We start from the raw sequence: 19,146 nt of genomic DNA on the forward strand, positions 1-19,146 counted from the left end.
AATTAAGGTGCGGCGAATCACGGCTCAGCGGTCGGCGCGGCCGAGCTGGGCCAACAGGAAGGCGGCCTCGAAGGCGCGGCTCTGCAGCCATTCGCGCCGGCTGCTGGGGCCGGCGTGGCCGGCGTGGGCCTCGGTGCGCAAAAGGGTCGGGCCGCCGCCGCTGGCGAGGCGGCGCTGGCGGGCGACGTAGCGGGCCTGCTCGTGGTAGGCGACGCGGGCGTCGGCCAGCGAGGATTCGACCAGCAGGGCCGGATAGGCGCGCGGGCCGAGGTTGGAATAGGGGCACCAGCCGCGGATCACGTCGTAGTCGGCGCGCACTGTCGGGTCGCCCCACTCCTCGTATTCGGTGGTGGTGAGCGGCGCGGTCGGGTCGGCCATGGTGCCGAGGGCGTCGAGGAACGGCACCCGCAGGACCGCGGCGCGGAACAGCTCGGGGCGCTGATTGAGCGCCGAGGCGACGAGCGCCCCGCCGGCGCTGACGCCGGCGACTGCCAGCATCTCCCGGGTGGTGTAGCCGCGATCGATCAGGTGGGCCGCGACTGCCAGCAGGTCGCCGACGGCGTTCGTGCGCCCGCGCCGGCGGCCGGCCTCGTGCCACGGCTCGCCGAGCTCGCCGCCGCCGCGCACCCAGGCGACCACGAAGTCGACGCCGCGGTTCATCAGGGCGCAGCGCGCGGCGTCGAAGTCGGGGTCCGAGGCGAAGCCGTACGAGCCGTAGGCCTCGAGCAGGATCGGCCGCGGGCCGGCGTGCGGGCCGGCGCCGGCGAAGTACATGTAGAGGAGCTCGGTGCCGTCGTCGGCGCGCGTCGAGGCGAACGCGCCGGAGTTGCTGCCGCAGGCGACCGGCGCCGGTCGACTGTGGACCAGGGTCTCGGCCCCGTCGGCGAACGCGAGGTCGACCGTGTCGTCGGGCGCGTGCACTGCGGTGAGGTGGACGCGGTAGCGCGTGGCGGCCGGATCGGGGTTGTCGCCGGGGCTGATGTCGACGATCTCACCTGTCCGCGGGGACAGGCCGCGACGGCGCTCCTCGGCGCCGGCGCGCACGCTCCGGCCGGTCGCCAGGTCGACGAACACCAGCCGCGGAAAGCCGCGCTCGCGCTGCAGGAGGGCCAGGTGGCCGGTGAAGGCGTCGAGGTGGGTGAGGGCGACGCCGGGCCGCTCGCCGACGATCTCGCGCCAGCGCGCGGGGGTCGGGTCGTCCTCGGCGGCCGCGACCACGCGGAAGTGCGGGGCGCCGCGGTTGCTGCGGATATAGAAATCGTCGCCGGCGTGATCGACGTCGTAGAGGTGGCCGGGCTCGCGGGCGGCGATCACCGTCCACTTCCCGGCCGGCGCGTCGGCGCGGGCGACTCGCACCTCGGTGGTGGTGGCCGAGGCGCTGCGCGCGAGCAACCATTCGCCGGAGCGGCTGCGCTCGACGTAGATGTCGAAGCGCGGATCGGCCTCCTCGTAGATCAGGCGATCGTCGCCCCCGAGAGTGCGGCTGCGCAGCGCGTACGAGCGGAAGGCGTCGTCGCGCACGGTGTACACGAGCTCGCGGCCGTCCGTGCTCCACGCCGCCGAGGTGACGCGATCGATCTGCTCCGGCCGCAGCGCCCCGGTCGCGAGCTCCTGGATGTGCAGCGTGTAGTCCTCGCCGCCGACGTCGTCGAGCGAATAGGCGAGCAGGCGATTGTCGGGGCTGAGCTCGAACACGCCGAGGTCGAGGAAATCGCGGCCGCGGGCGAGCCGCTGCAGGTCGAGGACGACCTGCGGGGGCTCGCCCGGGCGCGCGTCGACGCGGCGGCGGAGGTACACCGGGTGCTCGTCGCGGCGGCCCTGGCGGCTCCAGTACAGCCATTCGCCGCGGCGCACCGGGGCGTCCTCGTCGTCGACGTAGGTGATGGCCTCGATCTCGCGCTCGAGCGCGCGCATCAGCTTGCGGTGCGGTCGCAGCCAGGCGTCGGCGTGGCGGTTCTCGGCCGCGAGGTGGGCCCGCACCGCGGCGTCCTCGGGCCCTGCGCGCAGCCAGGCGTACTCGTCGCGCAGGGTCTCGCCGTGCAGCTCGCGGACGACGTGGTCGACCGTGCGAGCGGCCGGCGGGGCCGCGGGCGCGCCGGCGAGGCCGAGGACGAGCGCGACGGCGCGGAGCATGACGAGACGATGCCCGCGGGTCGGGGCCGCTGTCCAGCGGCTTGAGGCGACGGAGGAGGTGCGACCGGGGCGGAGCCCGAGGTCGCGCGGACGGCTCGCTGCACGTCGGGACGCGCCGGGACCGCCAGGCGAGGCGCCGCCCGGATGTGTGCGGCGAGCGGCCGATGCGAGGACTCGAACGGACCTCGCACATCGCAACCGGTCACGCACGTGTCCCTTGGGACATGCGCCAGGCGCAGGCCCTCGACATGTCTCTTGTACCAGCTCCGACGCGACCTCGGTCCGGGGCACTCGCCACGCGCCTGTCCCTTGCGACAGGCTCGTCGTCACCGCCCCGAGCATCGGGTCGGCCCCGGCGGACGTGAGGAAGAGGCCGGTCGGCACTGCGCGGCCGTGCAGGGGGAATGTCGCCCGCGTCGGTATGGTTCGAGGGCTCCGTGCACGCCCTCGCGCTCGCTCCCTTCGTCGTCCTGCTCGCCTGCGCGGTCACCTACCCGGCCGGCTGGCCCGAGGCGGCGAAGCCGTCGCAGGTGGTCACGCCCACGCGAGGCGTCATGTACGGGGCCGCGCCGCTGAGCTGGGACCTGCCCGACGGGACCCACATCCGCGTCGACGTCGAGGCCGCCTCGGTGATCTCGGGGCTCGGCGCCTACGTGGCCGAGTTCCGGTTCGCTGCCGCCTACGTCGACGATCCGGAGCCCGGCATCGCCTGCGCCACCGAGCCCGCGGGGCCGGGCGTGCCGCGGACGCGCTTCGGCTGCTGGTCGCGCGCCGATCCCACCGCGCTCCACCTGTGGCTGGCGCCGGGCGGCGACTGTCCCGCGAGACACGTGGGGGCGGCCCGCACTCTGGTGCGCCCCGAGTGCTGGCAGGGCGAGCTCCTGGCCCACGGCCGGCGCCTGCAGCTGCGCCACGGCTTCCTGCGCTCGACCAAGGCTCCGGTCGGCTACATCACCTGGGTCGACGAGCACGAGCAGGCGCTGCTGGCCGCCGACATCGTCCGCGAGCTGCGGATCGACCTGTTCGACGGGACAGCCGAAGTGACGCCCGAGCTGCGGCGCTCGCTGGTGCTGCTGACGGTCGCCCTCACTTGGTGGGAGCACGCGTCGTCGCCGGATTGAGCCGGCCGCGCGCCCGCCCGGCGGAGGATGTCGTTCAAGACATGTCCTGAGCGACAGTCATGACACATGCCCTTCAGGACATGTCATCGCGACCGCAGGTCGGCGCGGGCCAGGCGGAACTTGCCGGAGCTCGCCGGCAACAATTCCCGGCAGCGCGTCAGCTGCACCCGCGCGCCCGGGCCGAGCGCGGCGCGGAGGGCGGCGGCGACGGCGGGCATCGACGCCTCGACGAAGTCCTCGGCGGGCAGGTACTCCAGGCGGTACAGCGCCTCGGCGCGCTGGACCAGGCAATAGCTGACGAGGCCGCGCGCGGCCGGGGCGACGACGCGGTCGACCGCGGCTGCGGCGAGGCGGCGGCCGTCGGGGGCGCGGACGCTGTCGACGGCGCGGCCCTCGAGGCTGGCGAAGGTGTCGGTCTCGCTCCACGCGCAGGTGCACGGCGCGTCGGCGGGGCGGACCAGGTCGCCGGTGGCGTAGCGCAGGAGCGGCATCAATTGCTTGTCGAGGGTGGTGACGAGCAATTCGCGGGCGTCGTCGCCGGCCTCGTCGTCGCGCAGCTCGGTGACGAACGATTCCGGGTTGACGTGATAGCGGCCGGCTTCGCACTGGACCGCGAGGGCGCCGTACTCGGTCGCGCCGTAGGCGTCGAACACCGGGCACTCGAACACTCGCTCGAGGATCCGCCGGTGCAGCGCGCTGCACAGCTCGTACGCCGTCACCACGAAGCGCAGGCGCGGCAGCGGCAGGCGCCGGCGCAGCGCCTGGTCGGCGAACATCGCCAGGTACGACGGATCGGCGAGGACGTACGCCGGCTCGTGCTCGCGCAGCTCGGCCGCCATCTGCTCGAGGCGGGCCGGCGGCAGCGCGGCGATGTCGAACCCGCCGTCGAGCGACAGGCGCGGCCCGCGGGTCCGCTCGGCCCGGGAGGCGCCGCGCAGATGACATTCGCTGCCGTCGCAGAACGGGGTGGTGAGCCGGCAAAAGCGCTCGCCGCGGGCGGCCTCGATCGTGCGGTTGAGGGCCCAGGTGTACGGCTGCGAGGCGTCCCAGTCGACCATGGAACGCACGACCTGCTGCCGCTCGCCGGTGGTGCCGGAGGTCGAGAGCCAGCGGATCTCGCCTGCAGGCATGGCCTCGGGCAGGAACTCGGCGAAGTGGGCGCGCACCGAGGCCTTGTCGAGCACGGGCAGGCGCGCCAGCCCTGACGACGAGTCGTCGAGCGTGCGCGCGTAGTACGGCAGCTCGCGCAGGCGCGGCAGCAGGGCCCGCAGCTTCTCGGCCCGCAAATCCTCGTAGTGGCGGCGCCGCGCCAGCCGCTGGCGCTCGCTCAATTGCTCGGCGTCCACGCCCGGCTCGGCGAGCAGCCCGAGCGCGGCGACGGCGGCCAGCAGCTCGAGGAGCCATGATTCGTCGATGTCGAGGTCGAGGCGTTCGCCGGCGATCGCCGCGGTGCGGCGAATGTCGCCGTGCTCGGCGAATGTCTGCAGCAGCACCGCCTGCGCCCGCGACAGCGCGAACTCGCGGCCGGTCGACGGATCGACGAGGAGCGCCCCGTCTTCGGAGGGCGCATCGCGCCACCGGAGCTCCGACCGCAGCCGCGGCGGGTCCGGCGGGCGTGGGGCTTCCGGCTCAGACGTCACTGCCGCCGTCGTCGCCGCCCTGGCCGCCGGCACGGATGTGGCTAGCGATCCGGCCGATGTCGCGGCGGAGCGCCCCTTCGGCCTTCTCGCGGGGCTTGCGGTCCTTCTCGCCAGGCTGGGCCTCGGGGCTCTGGGTCTCCTGGGTGCGCTGATTCTTGATCGCCATGCTGGTCTCCTACTCCCGTCAATCGAAGGCGGGCGGCCAGCGTAGCCCCGGCGCGCGCGGGCCGTCAAACGCGTGCCCGCGGGCCGAAGCGCGGGGTCCGCTCATTGTGCACTGCACGCAGCCCGGGATCGCGCGAATCGTTATCGAGCGACCCGCGGCGCGGCCTCGAGGAGCGACACCCACGAGGTCGTCGGCGTGACGCGACGCAGGCGCAGACCCGCCGCGCCGAACAGCTCGGCGTATTCGCGCCGGGTCCGTTCGCGCCCGCCGTACATCACGAGCATGTGCAGATCGGCGAGACGATCCGCGGAGGCTCGCCCGCCGGCCGGCAGCACGCGCTCGACCACGACCACCCGCGGGCCGCGACAGTTGCGCAAGATCCGGGAAGCGTCGACGTCTTCGTGGCAGTGCACCACCTCGGCCAGCAGGTAGACATCGTGCCCGGCCGGCAGCTCCTCGCGCGCGTCGGCGGCGACCACCTCGCAGCGGTCGCCCCAGCCCAGCGCCTGCAGCCGCGCCCGCGTGCGCTCGGCGACGTGCGGGGCCTCGACCAAGACCCCGCAGACGCCTGGTCTTCGGGACAGGATCGCAATCAACAGCTCGCCGCCGCCGCCGCCGACGTCGACGATCGAGCGCGCCTCGCCGAGGTCGAGCGCGTCGACGACGGCCGGGTCGCGCCGCCCGGCTCGCCGGGCCCGCAGCGCCTCGGCGGCAGTCATCGCCGCCTCGTCGCGGGCGAGGTGCTGGTGCAGCGAATGCCCGAACGCGTGATCGAAGGCGGGCTGCCCGGTCGCCACGGTGTGCATCACTGCGCCCCACGCGAGGTGCTGCTCGTGGCCGGCGAACAGGATCGCGGCCCGGCGCGAGCGCGGGTGGTCGCTGAGCAGCGGCTCGGCCGCGCGGGTGAGGCGCCAGCGGCCGTCGCGGGTGCGGGCGAACACGCCGACGCTGGCGAGCGCCTGCAGCACGCGCGCGAGGGTGCCGGCGTGAGAGCCTGTCTTTCTGGACATGTCCTCGAGGCCCTGCGGACCGGCGGCCAGCAGATCGGCGAGGCCCAGGCGCGCGGCGGCGTAGAGCAGCTGCGGCACGACGTAGGCGCCGACGGTGAGGTACAGCTCGTCGTCCGCCGCGGCGCGGCGCCGGGTCATCCGGCTCCCCGGCGCAGCAGGGCCCGCAGGCCGTCGCGCAGGCGCAGGACGTCGTCCTCGGTGTTGTAGAACGCCAGCGAGGCGCGCAGGGTGGCCGGCAGGCCGAGCGCGGCGTGCAGCGGGTGAGCGCAGTGGTGGCCGGCGCGGACCATGACGCCATAGCTGTCGCTGAGCACGCGCGCGACGACCTCGCTGCCGAGCGCGCCGTCCTCGGCGGTGACGGTCAGCATCGGCGCGCGCGCGGGCGACGGCGAGTGATTGCGCAGCCCGGGCAAGCTCGCCACCTCGGCGTCGAGGAGCTCGCGCAGGCCGTCCTCGTGGTGCTCGATGGCGTCGAGGCCGAGGTCCTCGAGGTACTCGACGGCGGCGCCGAGGCCGATCGCCGCGGCGATGTCCGGGGTGCCGGCCTCGAGCCGCCACGGCAGCTCGCGCAGCTCGTAGTCGAGGTCGAGGCCGACGTGCTTGACGCAACCACCGCCGAGCTGGACCGGTTCGAGCCGCTCGAGCGCCGCCTGGGTGCCGTAGAGCACGCCGACGCCGGGCGGCGCGAACAGCTTGTGGCCCGACAGCGCGAGGTAGTCGCACTGCAGGCCCTGCACGTCGATCCCCCGGTGAGCGGCGAGCTGGGCCGCGTCGACCAGCAGCGGCACGCCCTTGCGGTGCGCCAGCTCGGCCCAGGCCCGGACCGAGACGTAGACGCCGGTGACGTTGGAGCAGGCGGTGATGGCGACGAGCCGGGTGCGCGCGTCGATCGCAGCCTCGGCCGCCGCCAGATCGGGCAACCCCGAGGCCGCGAGCGGGACGACCCGCACGCCGCAGCGGGCGCGCCACGGCAGCAGGTTCGAGTGGTGCTCGAGGACGCTGACGACCACGTTGTCGCCGGCCTGCAGGCCGAGGCCGCCGGCGACGAGGCCGATCGCCTCGGTGGTGCCGCGCACGAACACGACCTCGGACGCGCGCGCGCCGAGGAAGCGGGCGACGCTGCGGCGGCTGCCCTCGTAGGCCTCGGTCGCGCGATCGGCCAGCGCGTGCTGACCGCGGTGGACGTTGCCGCTGTAGTCGGCCAGATAGCCGCGCACCGCCTCGATCACCGGCAGCGGCTTGAGCGTGGTGGCGGCGTTGTCGAGGTAGGCGATCGGCGCGCGACCCGGGCCCTGCTGCAGCAGCGGGAAGTCGTCGCGCAGACGGGCCACGTCGAACAGCACGCTCCTGGCACTCTACGAGGCCGGCGCGGGCCGGACAAGCGCGCCGGCCCGCGAGCGCGAGCGACCGGCGCGAAAGTGGCGGCACGCGTCGTCAGGGCTCGGCGAGACGCTTCGCCAGATCCACGCACGCCTTGGACTTCTCCCCCTCGGCGGCGCAGCCCTTCTGGAAGGCCTCCCGGGCCTTCTCGCGGTCCAGGGGCACACCCCACTGTCCGAGGTGCGCTTGCGCCTGCATCACGCACGAGCTCGCGTACTTCAGCTCGCATCCGCGTGAGAACACCGCGAGCGCCTTCGCCACGTCCTTCGGCCCGAGATGCCCCTCGAGCTTCAGCATCCCGAGCTCGGCGCAGCGCTTGCCCTCGCCGGCGTCGCAGGTGCGCGTCAGTATCGCCTCGGCCGCATCCGGTCGCTTCGGCGTGCCCTCGCCCTTGAGGTACTTGGCGACGGCGCTGAAGCAGCCGGGCTTCAGCCCGAGATCGCAGGCGCGCTGGGCATACTTGACGGCGCGCGGATCGTTGCGGTCCTTGCCCTCGTACTTCTGCGTGAGGTGCAGGCAAGACATCGCGTGTCCCTGCATGCACGCCCGCTCGAACTGTTGATCGGCCCGGACGTCGTCCTTCGACTTTCCGAGCACCCCATCCTCGTGATGGCGCCCGACGTAATAGCAGGCGGCCGCCACGTCGCCCTCACAGGCCTTCTCGTAGGCCTTCGCCCCCTCGACGTACTGCGCGTACTTCGGGTCTCCATCCGGCACGACGCCGACGGCCAGGCAGTTGTCCGCCTTCGACTCCTTGCAGAGATCCTTCACCCCCGTGAGGAGGTGCCCGAGGTTGTAGCAACTCCCCGTGCTGCCCTTCGCGCACTGGTCCTCGCAGGTCTGCCGATCGTCTGGCCCGCAGAGGAACACCTGGGCGCTGGCCCTGGGGGCGCATTTGCCCGCGGTGAGCACGAACCCCTCGGGACAGGGATCCGCGAGCGGAGCGAGGCCCGACAGGCTCATCGTCGCCGGCACCGGAGTGGCGTCGACCTCGGGTCCCGTCGCCGCGATCGGCACCAGTTCGAGGCGGATCGCCGAGCGGCACTGAGCGGGCGGCGTGGCGTCGTCCGGCGTCGCCGACCGGCACTCGGCGAGGTCACCGTCGTGGTTCACGCTCTTGCGCCGGCTCGTGCTCGCGGCTCCGGCGTGGGCGCCGAACACATCGGCGACCAGTCGCGCCTCGCCGCGCGTGCCGACGTCCAGCGCGAACGCGCCGACGCTGGCCGAGCGCACGAAGTGGGTCGCGCCGTCGCAGCGGCCCGCGAGCTCGAACCTGCGGACCGCGTCGACCATCGTGCTGTGCTTGCCGATCAACACGAGGGCCAGGTCGAGCGCTGCCCCGCGCTCGAGGCCGCCGGAGATCTTGACGCCGTTGAACGGCAGGTTGGCGGCGATCTCGCCCTGATCCTCGAGCTTGATCACCTCTTCCTTGCGGCTGACACCGGCGAAATCGTAGCTACCGGTGGCCTTGCAGCCGGTCAACAGCCGCATCGTCTTGCAGTCGTAGGCCACGACGGCGACGCCCTCCTTCATGGCGACCTCGAGGTCGACACGCCCCGACGACGGCAGGTCGACGACCAACGGCTGCGCATCCGTCGCCTCCGGCCGGCACTCCACGTCCACGGTGCCGAGCGCCTCGCCCGCGGTGGGCTGGGTCGGCCGCACCACTTTGCCCACCGCACCCGCGCCGCATCCCGTACCCGTGAGGAGCACCATTAGAGCGGCCGCACTTCCGCGCCGGGAAACCCGAGGACGAGGGGATGGACCGAGGGGCTGATTCGAAAGAGTCGTGATGTCTGACAAGCAGAGTGCCTCGCAACCTGGATGCCGACCGCTCGACGCTGTCGCGGCGCGCACCCGGTCCTGGCGGCCACGCAAACTCACACGCCGTAGGCGCGAGCGACCTGTCCCTGGAGACATCCTCTGTTCCCCTATCGTGGCGCGCGGCCGCGTCGTACAGTATGGCATGCTTCGACGTCTCGCGTTCTTCGTCGCGCTCGCGGCCTGCGGCCCCGAGGGTCCGCCCCCCGAGACCACGACGAACCCCGCCACGACCAGCGGCACCACTGAAGAACCGGCGCCCGTCACCACGACCTCGCCGTCGCCGACGACCTCCGGGGACGTCACCGGCGTCCCCGACACCACGCAATCCCAGCCCTCCACCGGCCTGACCGACCCCGTCGACACCACCGCGCCCGACGCGACGAGCACCGGCCCCGGCGAGACGACGACCACGACCGGCGACATCCCGGACACGACCGGCGACACCCCGGACACGACCGGCGAGACGACGAGCACGACGAGCACGACGGATACGACGAGCACGACGGACACGCCCGTCACGACCGCCGACATCCCGGAGACCACCGGCGGAGAGCTGTGCGAGGACGCCGACGACGTCGACGTTACGTGGAGCCTCGAGGTCCCGCCCGCGCTGGCCGGCAAGGACATCTCGGCCAACTGCACGATCGTCGACTCGAACATGATCGGCCTGGACGTCACGGTGAGCCTCAAGTGCCCCGTCCAGGGGCAGCTCGAGGACATCGTGCTGCACTACGCGCTCGACCCCAAACGCGAGCTCGTGTGGAGCCCGGGCGCGGCGCAGCTCACCTACCGCACCGCGGACGCCCCGTGGGGCCGCGAGTGGCTGAGGCTCCATGCCGAGCTCACCGACCTGCGGGCGGTCCGGGCCGACGCCCTCGCCCCACCCGGCGTCGCCGTCGAGGACTTCTACCAGCGCAAGATCACCATCGCCGCCCCGTGCGACCCGCAGCCCGATCCGTGTGGCCAGCGCCAGCTCCTCGAGCTGAGCATCGAGTACCCGCTTCGCGACATGAACACCCAGCTCACGCTCCGCAGCGGGCAGGGGGGCGCTTACGGCTTTCCGCTCCCGACGATCGTCTGGCTCGACCACGCCAGCCGCCTCCTCGATCCGATCACGTGCGACGACACCGCGCCGGCGCAGTTCGTCATGCTCCTCGTCGACGACGCCTCGGTGTTCTGAGCCCCGCTCGATCCGGCGCCGTGTCAGCAAGCAGGTCGAGCTCCTGATCCAGCTCGGCGTCGGCCCGCAGCCGCCGATTTGCTCGCCGAGCGACACCTGCACATCGCGTGCAACATCGACGAGCGCACGCTCGCGCTCGATCGTCCCCTGCTCGCCGGGAGCAACACCGACGGCGCCGAGCAACCGCAGCGCGCCGGGAGCAACGGCGACCGGAGCCTGTCCATGACTTGAGACGCTCCGAGCTCGCCGTGACCGGAGCGCCCCGGCGCCGCGCCTTCGGCTCCGCGATTTCCCGGACAGGCTCCTATTGCGCGACGGCGACGCGCACCGGCAGGTCGAGGATGTCGCGGAAGATCGGGTGGTTGCCGTAGACCGGCTCGCCCGCGAACTCGAGGGTGGGGTAGCGGGCGAGGAACTGCTGCAGCGCGGTCTCGGCCTCGAGCCGCGCGAGCGAGGCGCCGAGGCAGAAGTGCGGGCCGTGGCCGAACCACGGGCTCGAATTGGTGCGCCGGCGGATGTCGTAGACGTCGGGGTCGGGCACGAACTCGGGGTCGCGGAGGGCGCTCGCCATGTTGAGGAACAGGGGCTGGCCGCGGTGGAACTCGACGCCGTTCCAGCTGAACGGCTCGACGACGAAGCGCGCCAGACCGCCGCCGCGGCCGAACGAGTTGTAGCGCAGCGTCTCGTCGAGCGTGAGGCGGGCCAGCGACGGGTCGGCGCGCAGGAGCGCCAGTTGGTCGGGGTGGCGCAGCAGCTCGAGGATCGCGTAGGTGGTGAGGTGCACCGTCGTGTCGGAGCCGCCGATGATGAGGCCGCCGATCAGCGACTCGAGCTCGCCGTCGCTCAGGCGATCGGCGTCGTCGCACGCGCTGATGAGGTGCGTCATCAGGTCGTCGGCCATCGGCCGCTCGCGCCGGTCGGCGATGACGGCGCGCACGATCTCTCGGCCGCGCGAGACCGCCGGCATGTACGAGGCGAACCTCTCCGGCGACAGCCCGGGGAAGATGGTGGCGATCAGCGCGTCGGCGAAGGCGATGAACTCGGCCTCGGCGCCCGGGGGAATGTTGAGCAGCGCCGCGATCACCCGCACCGGATAGGTCTGGGCGAAGTCGCGGAACACGTTGATGACGCCGCGCTCCGGCAGCCGGCCGATCACCTCGGCGATGATCTGCTCCACGCGAGGCCGGTGCGCCTCGAGCTGGCGCGGCCCGAACAGCGGCGTGACGAGCTTGCGCACCCGCGCGTGCGCCTCGGGCCGCATCATGAGCAGGTCGTTCTCCCGCATCTCGACGTAGTCCGGCCAGGCCGCGCGCAGCTCGGGCGAGAAGCCGCCGCCGAGCGTCGGATCGGTGCCGAGCCGCGGGTCGCGGACCAGCGCCATGACGTCGTGATAGCGAAACACGATGTGCCCCTTGACCTGCTCCCACGCGTAGATCGGGGCCTGCTCGCGGAATCGACGGTAGGTCGGATAGGGATCCTCGACGAACGCGGGGTCGAACGGATCGAACTTCAACTCGGACGGAGCGCTCGCTTCCAGCATTGGCCCGACGTAGCACATCCGCGGGAGCGTCGACAGGCTCCGGCGACCGCGCGCGCGGCCGAGACCGCACGGACGCGTCCGCTCCGGGCCGCCGCGGCCGCGCGCAGCAACCGCTGCGCGCGCGCGAGCGACCGCGACGAAATCACCGCGAGCGCCGCTCGGGGGGACACCCCATTGTCGCGGCGGGTAACTGTGTTGATTGGAGCGAGGCGCGCTCCCCGGCGCGGGCGGCCTCGCATGTCTCAAAGGACATGTACCCTCGCTCGCCGCGCTGCGGCCGATCGCCCCCAAGCGCCCGTTCGCCGCCCGCGCGGGGGCGGTGGAGCGCCCGTGAACGCCGGCGGCCGGCGGTCAATCCCACCAGCAGAACACGAGGTCGCCGACGCGCTCCGGCCGCCAGTGACGCGCCTGCTCGAGCTCCTCGCCGGTGAGCCTGGTCTCCCAGTCCTGCGGCGCGAGCCGGGTCTCGAGCTGGGCCGCGGCGGCGAGCTGATGCGGTCCGTAGAATGCGGCGGCCAGCGCGGGGGCGTCGACGAACCGATAATCGAGGCGCTGGCCCCATTCGGCGAATGCGAGCACCGGCTGCATGGCGTTGAGCAGCAGCCACAGGCGCCGGCCCTCGTGATCGACGCGGGCGCGGTAGTACTCGGCGGACGCGTGCGGACCCTCGCACGGGCCGAGCTCGGTCCGGGGCACCGCACGCGCCATCGCGTGGCAGGCGGTGCGGAACGCGGCGAGGTTCCAGCGCGGGTCGAGGCTGCCGCCGAAGCCGGTAAGGCCCGGGCGCACCAGCGCCAGCGCGCCCGCGGCCGCCCTGCCCTCGTCCCCGCCCCGCCTGGCCATCGCGGGCCAGCATAGCCGCGCTCACGCGCCGTCGCACTGCCGTCGTGATCGAGGTCGGCGCCGCCGTCCTGCCGACACTTCAGCCAGTCGAGGTTCATCACCGCCCGCAGCTCGACGACGATCGACGCGGCGCCCAGCGGCTCGACGTGGCCTCGCTCGGGCCCTCTTCGGAGGTCTTCCGGTCTTGGCTCGAGCCGCCGCTGCGCTCGTAGAGGTTGCCGTTCGGAGCCTCGACGGATCGCCGACCCCAGAAGGTCGCGCAGGAAGCTGCGGTCGTACTCGGCTGCGTCGAACAGGACGTGCTCGCGGCCCTCGAACCGGCCCTTCCTGTCACGCGCGTCGAACGAGACCTCGAGCTGCATCCTCTTCTGGTCGGGCCAGTGCGAGGAGTTGCCGCGCAGGCGCGCCGAGGCGTTGCGGATCACGGTGTCGTCGACTCGAACGCGAGCAGCTCCTGCAGGTCGTCGCCATCGGCGATCCGGTCGACGGCCGCGACAGGGTCCGCGTCACGATCGCGGTCGCCAGCCCCCGATCACCGATTGGATCGCTCGCCGCCGGAGGTCGATCGATCGACGAATACGACGAGTGAGAGGACGCCCGGACGCGCGACGCTCAGGGAACGACCGACGGCGAGGCAGGCCCGATCGCGGCATCGGGGTCGCAAGCAGGTCCTTTCACGCGGCTTCGTCGGCGCTTCACCTGGCCCGATTGGCGCGACCTGCCCGTCGGCTCCCATCGCATTCGGCGAGACCGCGCGGATCCGCTCATGCACGATTCTCGAGCCGACCGACGATTCAGGGCAATTGAATCGGAGGCGTCCGGCACTGGTTGTCAGGCGCAGGCAGTGGGCGCGGCGACGAGACCTCGCAGTGAGGCTCTCTGCGCCGTGATTCAGGAGCTGCGACGACTGCGCTGTTTCAACCAGGGAATTGGACCGATGCAACGAACCCTCGCTATTCTCATCACGTTCGCGCTACCTCAGCTCTTCGCGTGCGATCCGGGCGATTCGGACAGTAGCGCCGCGCCCGAGGCGCTCGACGACGCCGACGCGACTGATTTGCCGCTGACCGCCCCGATCGACGTCGAGCCGGCCACGCACGAGGCGGCCGCCGCCTCGCTGAAGCAGATCAACGCGCTGCTGGACAAGGACCCCGCGGACGCGCGGGCGCTCGCGGCCCTCGCCGCGATTCAGCCCAAGCTCGACGAGCTGAACCACCTGGTGGCCCGGGTGAACGTGGCCCCGGGCCACGAGGTCGGCTTCTACGAGTCCGAAACAGGCGTCCTCATCACTTCGGAGAGCCGTCCTCTCGGCGCCCCGCGGGCGCTCGATGTGCGGGCGCTCGCGGCCGGCTCGATGGCCGACGAGTACCGCCGCCTGGCCGGCGCGGACGCGAAGGTGCCGGAGGCCCTGGTCGAGGCCCAGGCGCTCGCGGAGGAGCGTCTCGCGGCGCGCGGCGGCCAGCGCAAGCACGAGCTGCCCGCCCCGTCGCTGGCCGCCGCCGACGCCGGCACGGTGACGCCGCTCACCGCGGCGGACGGCCAGTGGTTCACGGACAATGTGTGCTACGGCTCCGAGGCGGACTTCAAGACGTGCCTGCCGAATTGGGGCGGCGGCGCCTACGCCTACACGGACGCCAAGACCTCGTCGGCGACGCTCGCTCCGTACATCGGCAACGTGGTCCTCCGCGCCCAGTACGACGGCAGCACGACCTTCACCCAGAACGTGCTGCAGAACGCCATGCGCGAGGCGTGGTTGAACAGTCCGTGGGACTGGGATTGCGGGATCTTCGCCTGCTCGGACTGGGACTACGACGAGGAGCTGCACCGCTGGGACGCCAACGACGCGAGCGGCGACCACTTCCACTTTGCCGCGGGGTTCAACTCGAGCTGCTACGGCTCCGATCTGGACTGCCCCTGGATGCTCTGACATCGAGCCCACCCGGCCGCCGACATTGATCGCACACCAAGGACCCGCGGCGCGCGCTGCGGGTCCCTCGAGGCATTTACGTCGCCGCCCTCGCCCCGACCACGACGTTGCGCAACGAGAAGTCCGCGGGCCCGAACGCCACCACTGCGCCGATCGTCCGCGAGTCGGAGCGCATCGCGTCGATGTCGACCGATTGCTGGAAGATCTGCTCGGCGACCTCGCGCAGGCGGGCGCGGAACGCCGCGATCGACTCCGGGGTCAGCTTGGCGACGACGAACCGGAAATACTCGTCCTCGCGGCGAAAGCGTCGCTGCATGAACACGGGCAGCGAGCGGGCGACGATCAGCCGCTCGATCGGCCCATCCTCGTTCCAGACGACGTTGCTCGGGACCTTGAGGGTGAAACGATCGCCGGGCCTGAGCTCGATGATCTCCATGCGATCGAGCTCGCCCAGCCACTGTCGCGCGCGCTCGAGCGGCACGCGGTAGCGCCGGCAGATCGACGCGAGGCCGTGGCGGTGGACGATCATCCAGAAGAAGTAGAAGAGCCCCACGTCCGCGACCAGGCGGCGCTCCTGGGCGATGGTCAGGCGGTAAGGCTCGGCCTCGGCCTGCGCGCGGGCCCGGCGCCCGAGATCGAACAGCGAGACGCCGACCGCGTCGCAGGCCCGCTGCAGGCGCTCGAGGGAGATCCGCCGGCCGGAGAACATCCGCTTGACGGTGACCTCGGAGAGGTGAAGTCGACGTGCGAGCTCGGCGTAGGTCAACCCCTGCTCGCGGAGGATCTGGCGGAGGGCGGCGAGGATGCGGTCGGCGTCGGTCATCGGTTCGATGCGTATCATGCTCCGATACCATCGGTATCGACTTTGGATACGAACCGAGGCGCCCGTGGACGGCCCACGTGCCCCGATCCATGCTCCTCGCCGATGGAACCCGCCCGTACCCGCACGATCACCTGGGACGACCCGCTCGCCGTTGCCCGCGCCGGTGCCGAGCGCTCGGGTCTCGCCTACCTCCAGGCGATCGCCTCCGGCGAGCTGCCTCAGTTCCCGATCGGCGCCGCCCTCGACATGCGGATCCACGAGGCCGCGCCCGGCCGCGTCGTCGTGGTCTGCACCCCGTCGGAGTTCCACTACAACATCATCGGCACCGTCCACGGAGGCCTCGCGGCCTCGCTCGTCGACAGCGCCTCGGGCTGCGCGGTCCTGTCGACCCTCGAGATCGGGGACAGCTGGACGACCATCAACCTGTCCGTGGATTACCTGCGGCCGATCACCCGCGAGAGCGGCCTCCTGGTCTGCGAGGGTCGAGTGGTCCGCAGCGGCCGGCGCGTCGGCCTCGCCGACGCCGAGCTCCGCGACGGCGCCGGCCGGGTGCTCGCCCGCGGTTCGTCGACGTGCTTGCTGACGCGCGCCGGCGAGTGAGTTGGCGCCGACCGCCCGGCACACCTCATTCCGGCTTGAACGCGAACGGATAGCTGACCTTGACCGTGCCCTCGTCCGGGCGGACGAACAGCCAGCCCCGCACCGTCGCCGCGACGCAGGCCTCGACCTTCGCGTCGGCCAGGGTCGAGTCCTTGACCTCGCTGCGGACGACGTGGCCGTCGGTCCCGATCTCGAAGTCCACCGTCAGGCTGCCGGCGAGCTCCGGCTTGCGGGTCAGGCCCTCGTCGTAACAGGCGCGGACCTCCGGCATGTGGGCGCGCACGATCCGCCGGATCAGGCTCTGGTAGAGCGTCTCGTCATCCGCGCGCGCCGGGGCGGCCGCGGTCACGATCGTGGTGAGCATCAACAGCGAGAACATCTTGCGCATGGGGTCGCGTCTCCTTCGTTCGCCCCGTCTCACGGACGCCCGAGCGCGAGGTTCCCGACGGCCGCGATCTTTCTCGCGATTTTTTCAAAAGGGGCCCGCGCGGCGTTGCCAGGGCGTTGCCGGGCCCGCAGCGAGCTCGGGGGGGCTTCAGGCCGCGGGCGCGAGCGACACTGCGGGGACGCGCGCGGCGATCAGCTCGCCGAGGAAATCGGCGAACGAGACGCCGGCGGCGGCGAGGGCCATGCGGAAGCCGGAGCCCGGGCCGAGGTCGGGATTGGCGTTGACGTCGATGATCTGGATCGCGCCATTGGCGAGGCGGAGGTCGAAGCGGCAATAGCCGGTCATGCCGAGCAACGTGGCCGCGCGCGTGCACACCGCCACGATCTCGGCGTGGACGGCGGGGTCGAGGTCGTCGGCGATCCGGCTCTCGGTCGCCTGCGCCTCCGGCGAGGAGCTCTCCCACTTGGCGGTCCAGCCGACCACGCGGCGCCCGCCGGCGAGGGTCGGCCCGAACACGATCTGTCCCGGCGGCAAGGCGACGAGGCCGCGCGGGCCGGCGTGGTAGAGCGCGAGGTTGTACTCGGGGCCGTCGACGAAGGCCTCGATCAGCGCCGGCTGATGGTGGCGGGCCCACACCTGACGCGCGCGGGCCAGCGCCGCCTCGGCGTCGACGCACACGCTGCCGCCGTCGATGCCGACGCCCCCGCCCTCGCGCGCCGGCTTGACGATGACCCGGCCCGAGGCCGCGCGGGCGAGCAATTCGCGGATGTCCCCGAGGACATGTTCTTCGGAGCATCCCGGCGCGACGGCGAAGCCGGCCGGGGTCGGCACGCCGGTCTGGCGCAGGAACTGCTTGACGAACGGCTTGTCCTGGCAGAGCGCGAGGGTCACCGGGTCGCAGCCGCAGCAGGGGATCCCGAACATGTCGAGGCCGAGCGCCAGGTGGGCCTCGAATTGAGTGCGGCCGACGGCGCCCTCGCAGAGGTTGAACACGATGTCGGGCGCGGCAGCGCGGACGGCCGCCAGCGCGGCGGGGATCGAGTCGCCGACCGGCACCAGAGTGCAGGCGTGCAGCGGCGCGAGCGCGGCGTGGACGTCGCGCGCGGCGGCCGACAGCTCGGGCTCGCCGAGGAGCGCGGCCGCGGGCGGATCGGTGGAGGAAGCGACGTGATACGTGATGGCGATCCGCATGGGGGCTCCGGCGAGTCGAGGTCGAGAGTGAAGCTAATGTTCGGGGGCAGCGGGGGAAGGAAGCTGGCGCTCGGGGCTCGCCCAGCGCTGGGTGGCCGCGGCGAGGATGCGGCCGATCAATTGCTCGTAGCTCCAGCCGTGGCCGCGAGCGATGATGACGAGGTCGCTGCTGACCGGGTGGAGGCCCGGCAGCGGATTCACCTCGATGAAGTTGGGGTCGCCGCGGCGGTCGCAGCGGATGTCGATGCGCGACAGGTCGCGGCAGCCGAACACGCGGTGGACGTCGAGCGCGAGGGCGCGGATGGCGTCGAGTCGGGCGGCGTCGACCCGCCCCGACTGCACGAGCTCGTCGGTCATGACATAGCGGACCTGGTTGAGGTAGTCGCGCTTGACCTCGAGCGAGTAGACGAACGCCTCTTCGGGCTCCCGCGGGGTCACCTGCATCACGCCGACGACCTCGGCGGCGGCGCCGTTGCCGACCACGCCGACCGTGAACTCGTCGCCCGACAGGAACTCCTCGACGAGGACGGCCTGGCGGTAGTCGCGTTGCAGCTGGGCGACGCGCTCGCGCAGGGCGGCCTCGTCGCGGCACACCGAGTTCTTGCGGATGCCCATCGACGAGCCCTCGGCGACCGGCTTGACGAACAGCGGATAGGCGAGCCGGGTCGCGCCGAGCGGCTCGTCGGCGCCGACGATCTGGAACGGCGCCGTGCGGATCCCGTGGGCGGCGGCGAAGATCTTGGCCACGCCCTTGTCGAGCGCCAGCGCCAGCGCGAACGGGCCCGAGCCGGTGTTGGGGATCCCCAGCACCTCGAGCACCGCGGGGATCTGCGACTCGCGGCCGCGCCCGCCGACGCCCTCGGCGAAGTTGAACACCCCCTCGATGCGCCGCTCCGGCGGACGCTCCGCCAGCGCCGCCAGCAGCGGCTCGCCCCACCCCAGCCGCTCGACCTCGTGGCCCATGCCGCGCAAGGCCCGGTCGATGGCGTCGACGGTCTCGACCGAGTCGAACTCCTCGAAGCGATCGATCGGCTCGCCGGGAGATGGACCGAGCTCGGGCTTGAGGTTGTACGTCAAGCCGAGGCGCATGCGACCTCCCCTACCGAGCGCATCCACCGAGAGAAAGGAGCCGACCGACGAATGGCCGCTACGCGAACGCGGCGGCCGGCGGCAGGGGGAGGTTTCGCGGATGCACCCGGAGGTTCCAATGTGGCGTCTCGGCTCGCAACCATAGCCACTTCGTCGCCGGGGGAAAGAAAAAACTTCGCCAGGACCGTCGGACGGCCCGCGAGCGCGAGACGCCGGCCGGTGCGGTGCCGAGTCCCCGGGCCGAGTCCGGCGGGGGACCCCCCGGTGCGGCATCGCGCCTGTCACCCCATT

17 protein-coding genes are annotated in these 19,146 nt (G+C 72.4%); 5 read left to right on the forward strand and 12 right to left on the reverse strand.

Translation table 11 applies throughout. From position 1 onward, the window contains the following. Window positions 1-24: 24 nt before the first annotated feature. On the reverse strand, window positions 25-2,133 hold the full coding sequence (locus O0S08_RS31945; RefSeq protein WP_269033152.1) for a prolyl oligopeptidase family serine peptidase: 2,109 nt from the start codon (window positions 2,131-2,133) through the stop codon (window positions 25-27). Between the two features lie 437 nt (window positions 2,134-2,570). On the opposite strand from O0S08_RS31945, the gene O0S08_RS31950 reads away from it, so the two are divergent. Further along, complete coding sequence (locus O0S08_RS31950) at window positions 2,571-3,254, forward strand: hypothetical protein (RefSeq protein WP_269033153.1); 684 nt, start codon at window positions 2,571-2,573, stop codon at window positions 3,252-3,254. Window positions 3,255-3,337: 83 nt separating this feature from the next. On the opposite strand, the gene O0S08_RS31955 is transcribed toward O0S08_RS31950, so the two are convergent. The 5 genes from O0S08_RS31955 to O0S08_RS31975 form a co-directional block, all read right to left on the reverse strand. After that, the gene (locus tag O0S08_RS31955; protein WP_269033154.1) at window positions 3,338-4,894 is read right to left on the reverse strand and encodes a phenylacetate--CoA ligase family protein; all 1,557 of its coding nucleotides are present in this window, start codon (window positions 4,892-4,894) and stop codon (window positions 3,338-3,340) included. Continuing rightward, a complete protein-coding gene (locus O0S08_RS31960; RefSeq protein ID WP_269033155.1) occupies window positions 4,884-5,060 on the reverse strand; it encodes a hypothetical protein in 177 nt (58 codons plus the stop codon). The genes O0S08_RS31955 and O0S08_RS31960 overlap by 11 nt, the downstream gene beginning before the upstream one ends. A gap of 140 nt (window positions 5,061-5,200) precedes the next feature. Then, on the reverse strand, window positions 5,201-6,208 hold the full coding sequence (locus O0S08_RS31965) for a methyltransferase (protein WP_269033156.1): 1,008 nt from the start codon (window positions 6,206-6,208) through the stop codon (window positions 5,201-5,203). After that, complete coding sequence (locus tag O0S08_RS31970) at window positions 6,205-7,413, reverse strand: aminotransferase class V-fold PLP-dependent enzyme (protein ID WP_269033157.1); 1,209 nt, start codon at window positions 7,411-7,413, stop codon at window positions 6,205-6,207. Before O0S08_RS31970 ends, O0S08_RS31965 begins: the two co-directional genes overlap by 4 nt. Before the next feature lie 91 nt (window positions 7,414-7,504). Further along, window positions 7,505-9,253, reverse strand: a complete 1,749-nt coding sequence (locus tag O0S08_RS31975; protein WP_269033158.1) for a tetratricopeptide repeat protein — start codon at window positions 9,251-9,253, stop codon at window positions 7,505-7,507. Between the two features lie 163 nt (window positions 9,254-9,416). Here O0S08_RS31975 and O0S08_RS31980 point away from each other — a divergent pair, with 163 nt between their 5' ends. After that, window positions 9,417-10,454: a hypothetical protein gene (locus tag O0S08_RS31980; RefSeq protein WP_269033159.1), complete on the forward strand. Its 1,038-nt coding sequence runs from the start codon at window positions 9,417-9,419 to the stop codon at window positions 10,452-10,454. 304 nt (window positions 10,455-10,758) lie between these two features. Here the strand turns inward: O0S08_RS31980 and O0S08_RS31985 are convergent, their stop codons facing one another. After that, the gene (locus O0S08_RS31985) at window positions 10,759-11,994 is read right to left on the reverse strand and encodes a cytochrome P450 (RefSeq protein WP_269033160.1); all 1,236 of its coding nucleotides are present in this window, start codon (window positions 11,992-11,994) and stop codon (window positions 10,759-10,761) included. 199 nt (window positions 11,995-12,193) lie between these two features. On the opposite strand from O0S08_RS31985, the gene O0S08_RS31990 reads away from it, so the two are divergent. Then, window positions 12,194-12,328, forward strand: a complete 135-nt coding sequence (locus O0S08_RS31990) for a hypothetical protein (protein ID WP_269033161.1) — start codon at window positions 12,194-12,196, stop codon at window positions 12,326-12,328. 17 nt (window positions 12,329-12,345) lie between these two features. Here O0S08_RS31990 and O0S08_RS31995 read toward each other — a convergent pair whose 3' ends face one another. Further along, window positions 12,346-12,837 carry a hypothetical protein gene (locus O0S08_RS31995; RefSeq protein ID WP_269033162.1) on the reverse strand — a complete coding sequence of 164 codons (492 nt, stop codon included), beginning with the start codon at window positions 12,835-12,837 and terminating at the stop codon, window positions 12,346-12,348. 937 nt (window positions 12,838-13,774) lie between these two features. Here O0S08_RS31995 and O0S08_RS32000 point away from each other — a divergent pair. After that, window positions 13,775-14,764 carry a hypothetical protein gene (locus O0S08_RS32000; protein WP_269033163.1) on the forward strand — a complete coding sequence of 330 codons (990 nt, stop codon included), beginning with the start codon at window positions 13,775-13,777 and terminating at the stop codon, window positions 14,762-14,764. Window positions 14,765-14,840: 76 nt separating this feature from the next. On the opposite strand, the gene O0S08_RS32005 is transcribed toward O0S08_RS32000, so the two are convergent. After that, window positions 14,841-15,605, reverse strand: a complete 765-nt coding sequence (locus O0S08_RS32005; protein ID WP_269033164.1) for a helix-turn-helix domain-containing protein — start codon at window positions 15,603-15,605, stop codon at window positions 14,841-14,843. An 84-nt stretch (window positions 15,606-15,689) separates the two neighbouring features. On the opposite strand from O0S08_RS32005, the gene O0S08_RS32010 reads away from it, so the two are divergent. Beyond that, window positions 15,690-16,187, forward strand: coding sequence for a PaaI family thioesterase (locus O0S08_RS32010; RefSeq protein ID WP_269033165.1), 498 nt, complete (start codon window positions 15,690-15,692; stop codon window positions 16,185-16,187). A gap of 25 nt (window positions 16,188-16,212) precedes the next feature. Here the strand turns inward: O0S08_RS32010 and O0S08_RS32015 are convergent, their stop codons facing one another. The 3 genes from O0S08_RS32015 to O0S08_RS32025 form a co-directional block, all read right to left on the reverse strand. Further along, the gene (locus O0S08_RS32015; RefSeq protein ID WP_269033166.1) at window positions 16,213-16,575 is read right to left on the reverse strand and encodes an AgmX/PglI C-terminal domain-containing protein; all 363 of its coding nucleotides are present in this window, start codon (window positions 16,573-16,575) and stop codon (window positions 16,213-16,215) included. Window positions 16,576-16,722: 147 nt separating this feature from the next. Beyond that, window positions 16,723-17,766 carry a D-alanine--D-alanine ligase family protein gene (locus O0S08_RS32020; protein WP_269033167.1) on the reverse strand — a complete coding sequence of 348 codons (1,044 nt, stop codon included), beginning with the start codon at window positions 17,764-17,766 and terminating at the stop codon, window positions 16,723-16,725. A 33-nt stretch (window positions 17,767-17,799) separates the two neighbouring features. After that, complete coding sequence (locus O0S08_RS32025; RefSeq protein ID WP_269033168.1) at window positions 17,800-18,855, reverse strand: D-alanine--D-alanine ligase family protein; 1,056 nt, start codon at window positions 18,853-18,855, stop codon at window positions 17,800-17,802. Between the last annotated feature and the right edge of the window lie 291 nt (window positions 18,856-19,146).

Source organism: Nannocystis punicea (genome assembly GCF_026965555.1).
In the GTDB taxonomy this organism is placed as follows: domain Bacteria; phylum Myxococcota_A; class Polyangia; order Nannocystales; family Nannocystaceae; genus Nannocystis; species Nannocystis punicea.

Bases quoted from the DNA above. Each gene is read 5' to 3' on its own strand.
- O0S08_RS31945 (WP_269033152.1), bottom strand. From the start codon at position 2,133: ATGCTCCGCGCCGTCGCGCTCGTCCTCGGCCTCGCCGGCGCGCCCGCG.
- O0S08_RS31960 (WP_269033155.1), bottom strand. From the start codon at position 5,060: ATGGCGATCAAGAATCAGCGCACCCAGGAGACCCAGAGCCCCGAGGCC.
- O0S08_RS31965 (WP_269033156.1), bottom strand. From the start codon at position 6,208: ATGACCCGGCGCCGCGCCGCGGCGGACGACGAGCTGTACCTCACCGTC.
- O0S08_RS31980 (WP_269033159.1), top strand. From the start codon at position 9,417: ATGCTTCGACGTCTCGCGTTCTTCGTCGCGCTCGCGGCCTGCGGCCCC.
- O0S08_RS31985 (WP_269033160.1), bottom strand. From the start codon at position 11,994: ATGCTGGAAGCGAGCGCTCCGTCCGAGTTGAAGTTCGATCCGTTCGAC.
- O0S08_RS31995 (WP_269033162.1), bottom strand. From the start codon at position 12,837: ATGGCCAGGCGGGGCGGGGACGAGGGCAGGGCGGCCGCGGGCGCGCTG.
- O0S08_RS32000 (WP_269033163.1), top strand. From the start codon at position 13,775: ATGCAACGAACCCTCGCTATTCTCATCACGTTCGCGCTACCTCAGCTC.
- O0S08_RS32005 (WP_269033164.1), bottom strand. From the start codon at position 15,605: ATGATACGCATCGAACCGATGACCGACGCCGACCGCATCCTCGCCGCC.
- O0S08_RS32010 (WP_269033165.1), top strand. From the start codon at position 15,690: ATGGAACCCGCCCGTACCCGCACGATCACCTGGGACGACCCGCTCGCC.
- O0S08_RS32015 (WP_269033166.1), bottom strand. From the start codon at position 16,575: ATGCGCAAGATGTTCTCGCTGTTGATGCTCACCACGATCGTGACCGCG.
- O0S08_RS32020 (WP_269033167.1), bottom strand. From the start codon at position 17,766: ATGCGGATCGCCATCACGTATCACGTCGCTTCCTCCACCGATCCGCCC.
- O0S08_RS32025 (WP_269033168.1), bottom strand. From the start codon at position 18,855: ATGCGCCTCGGCTTGACGTACAACCTCAAGCCCGAGCTCGGTCCATCT.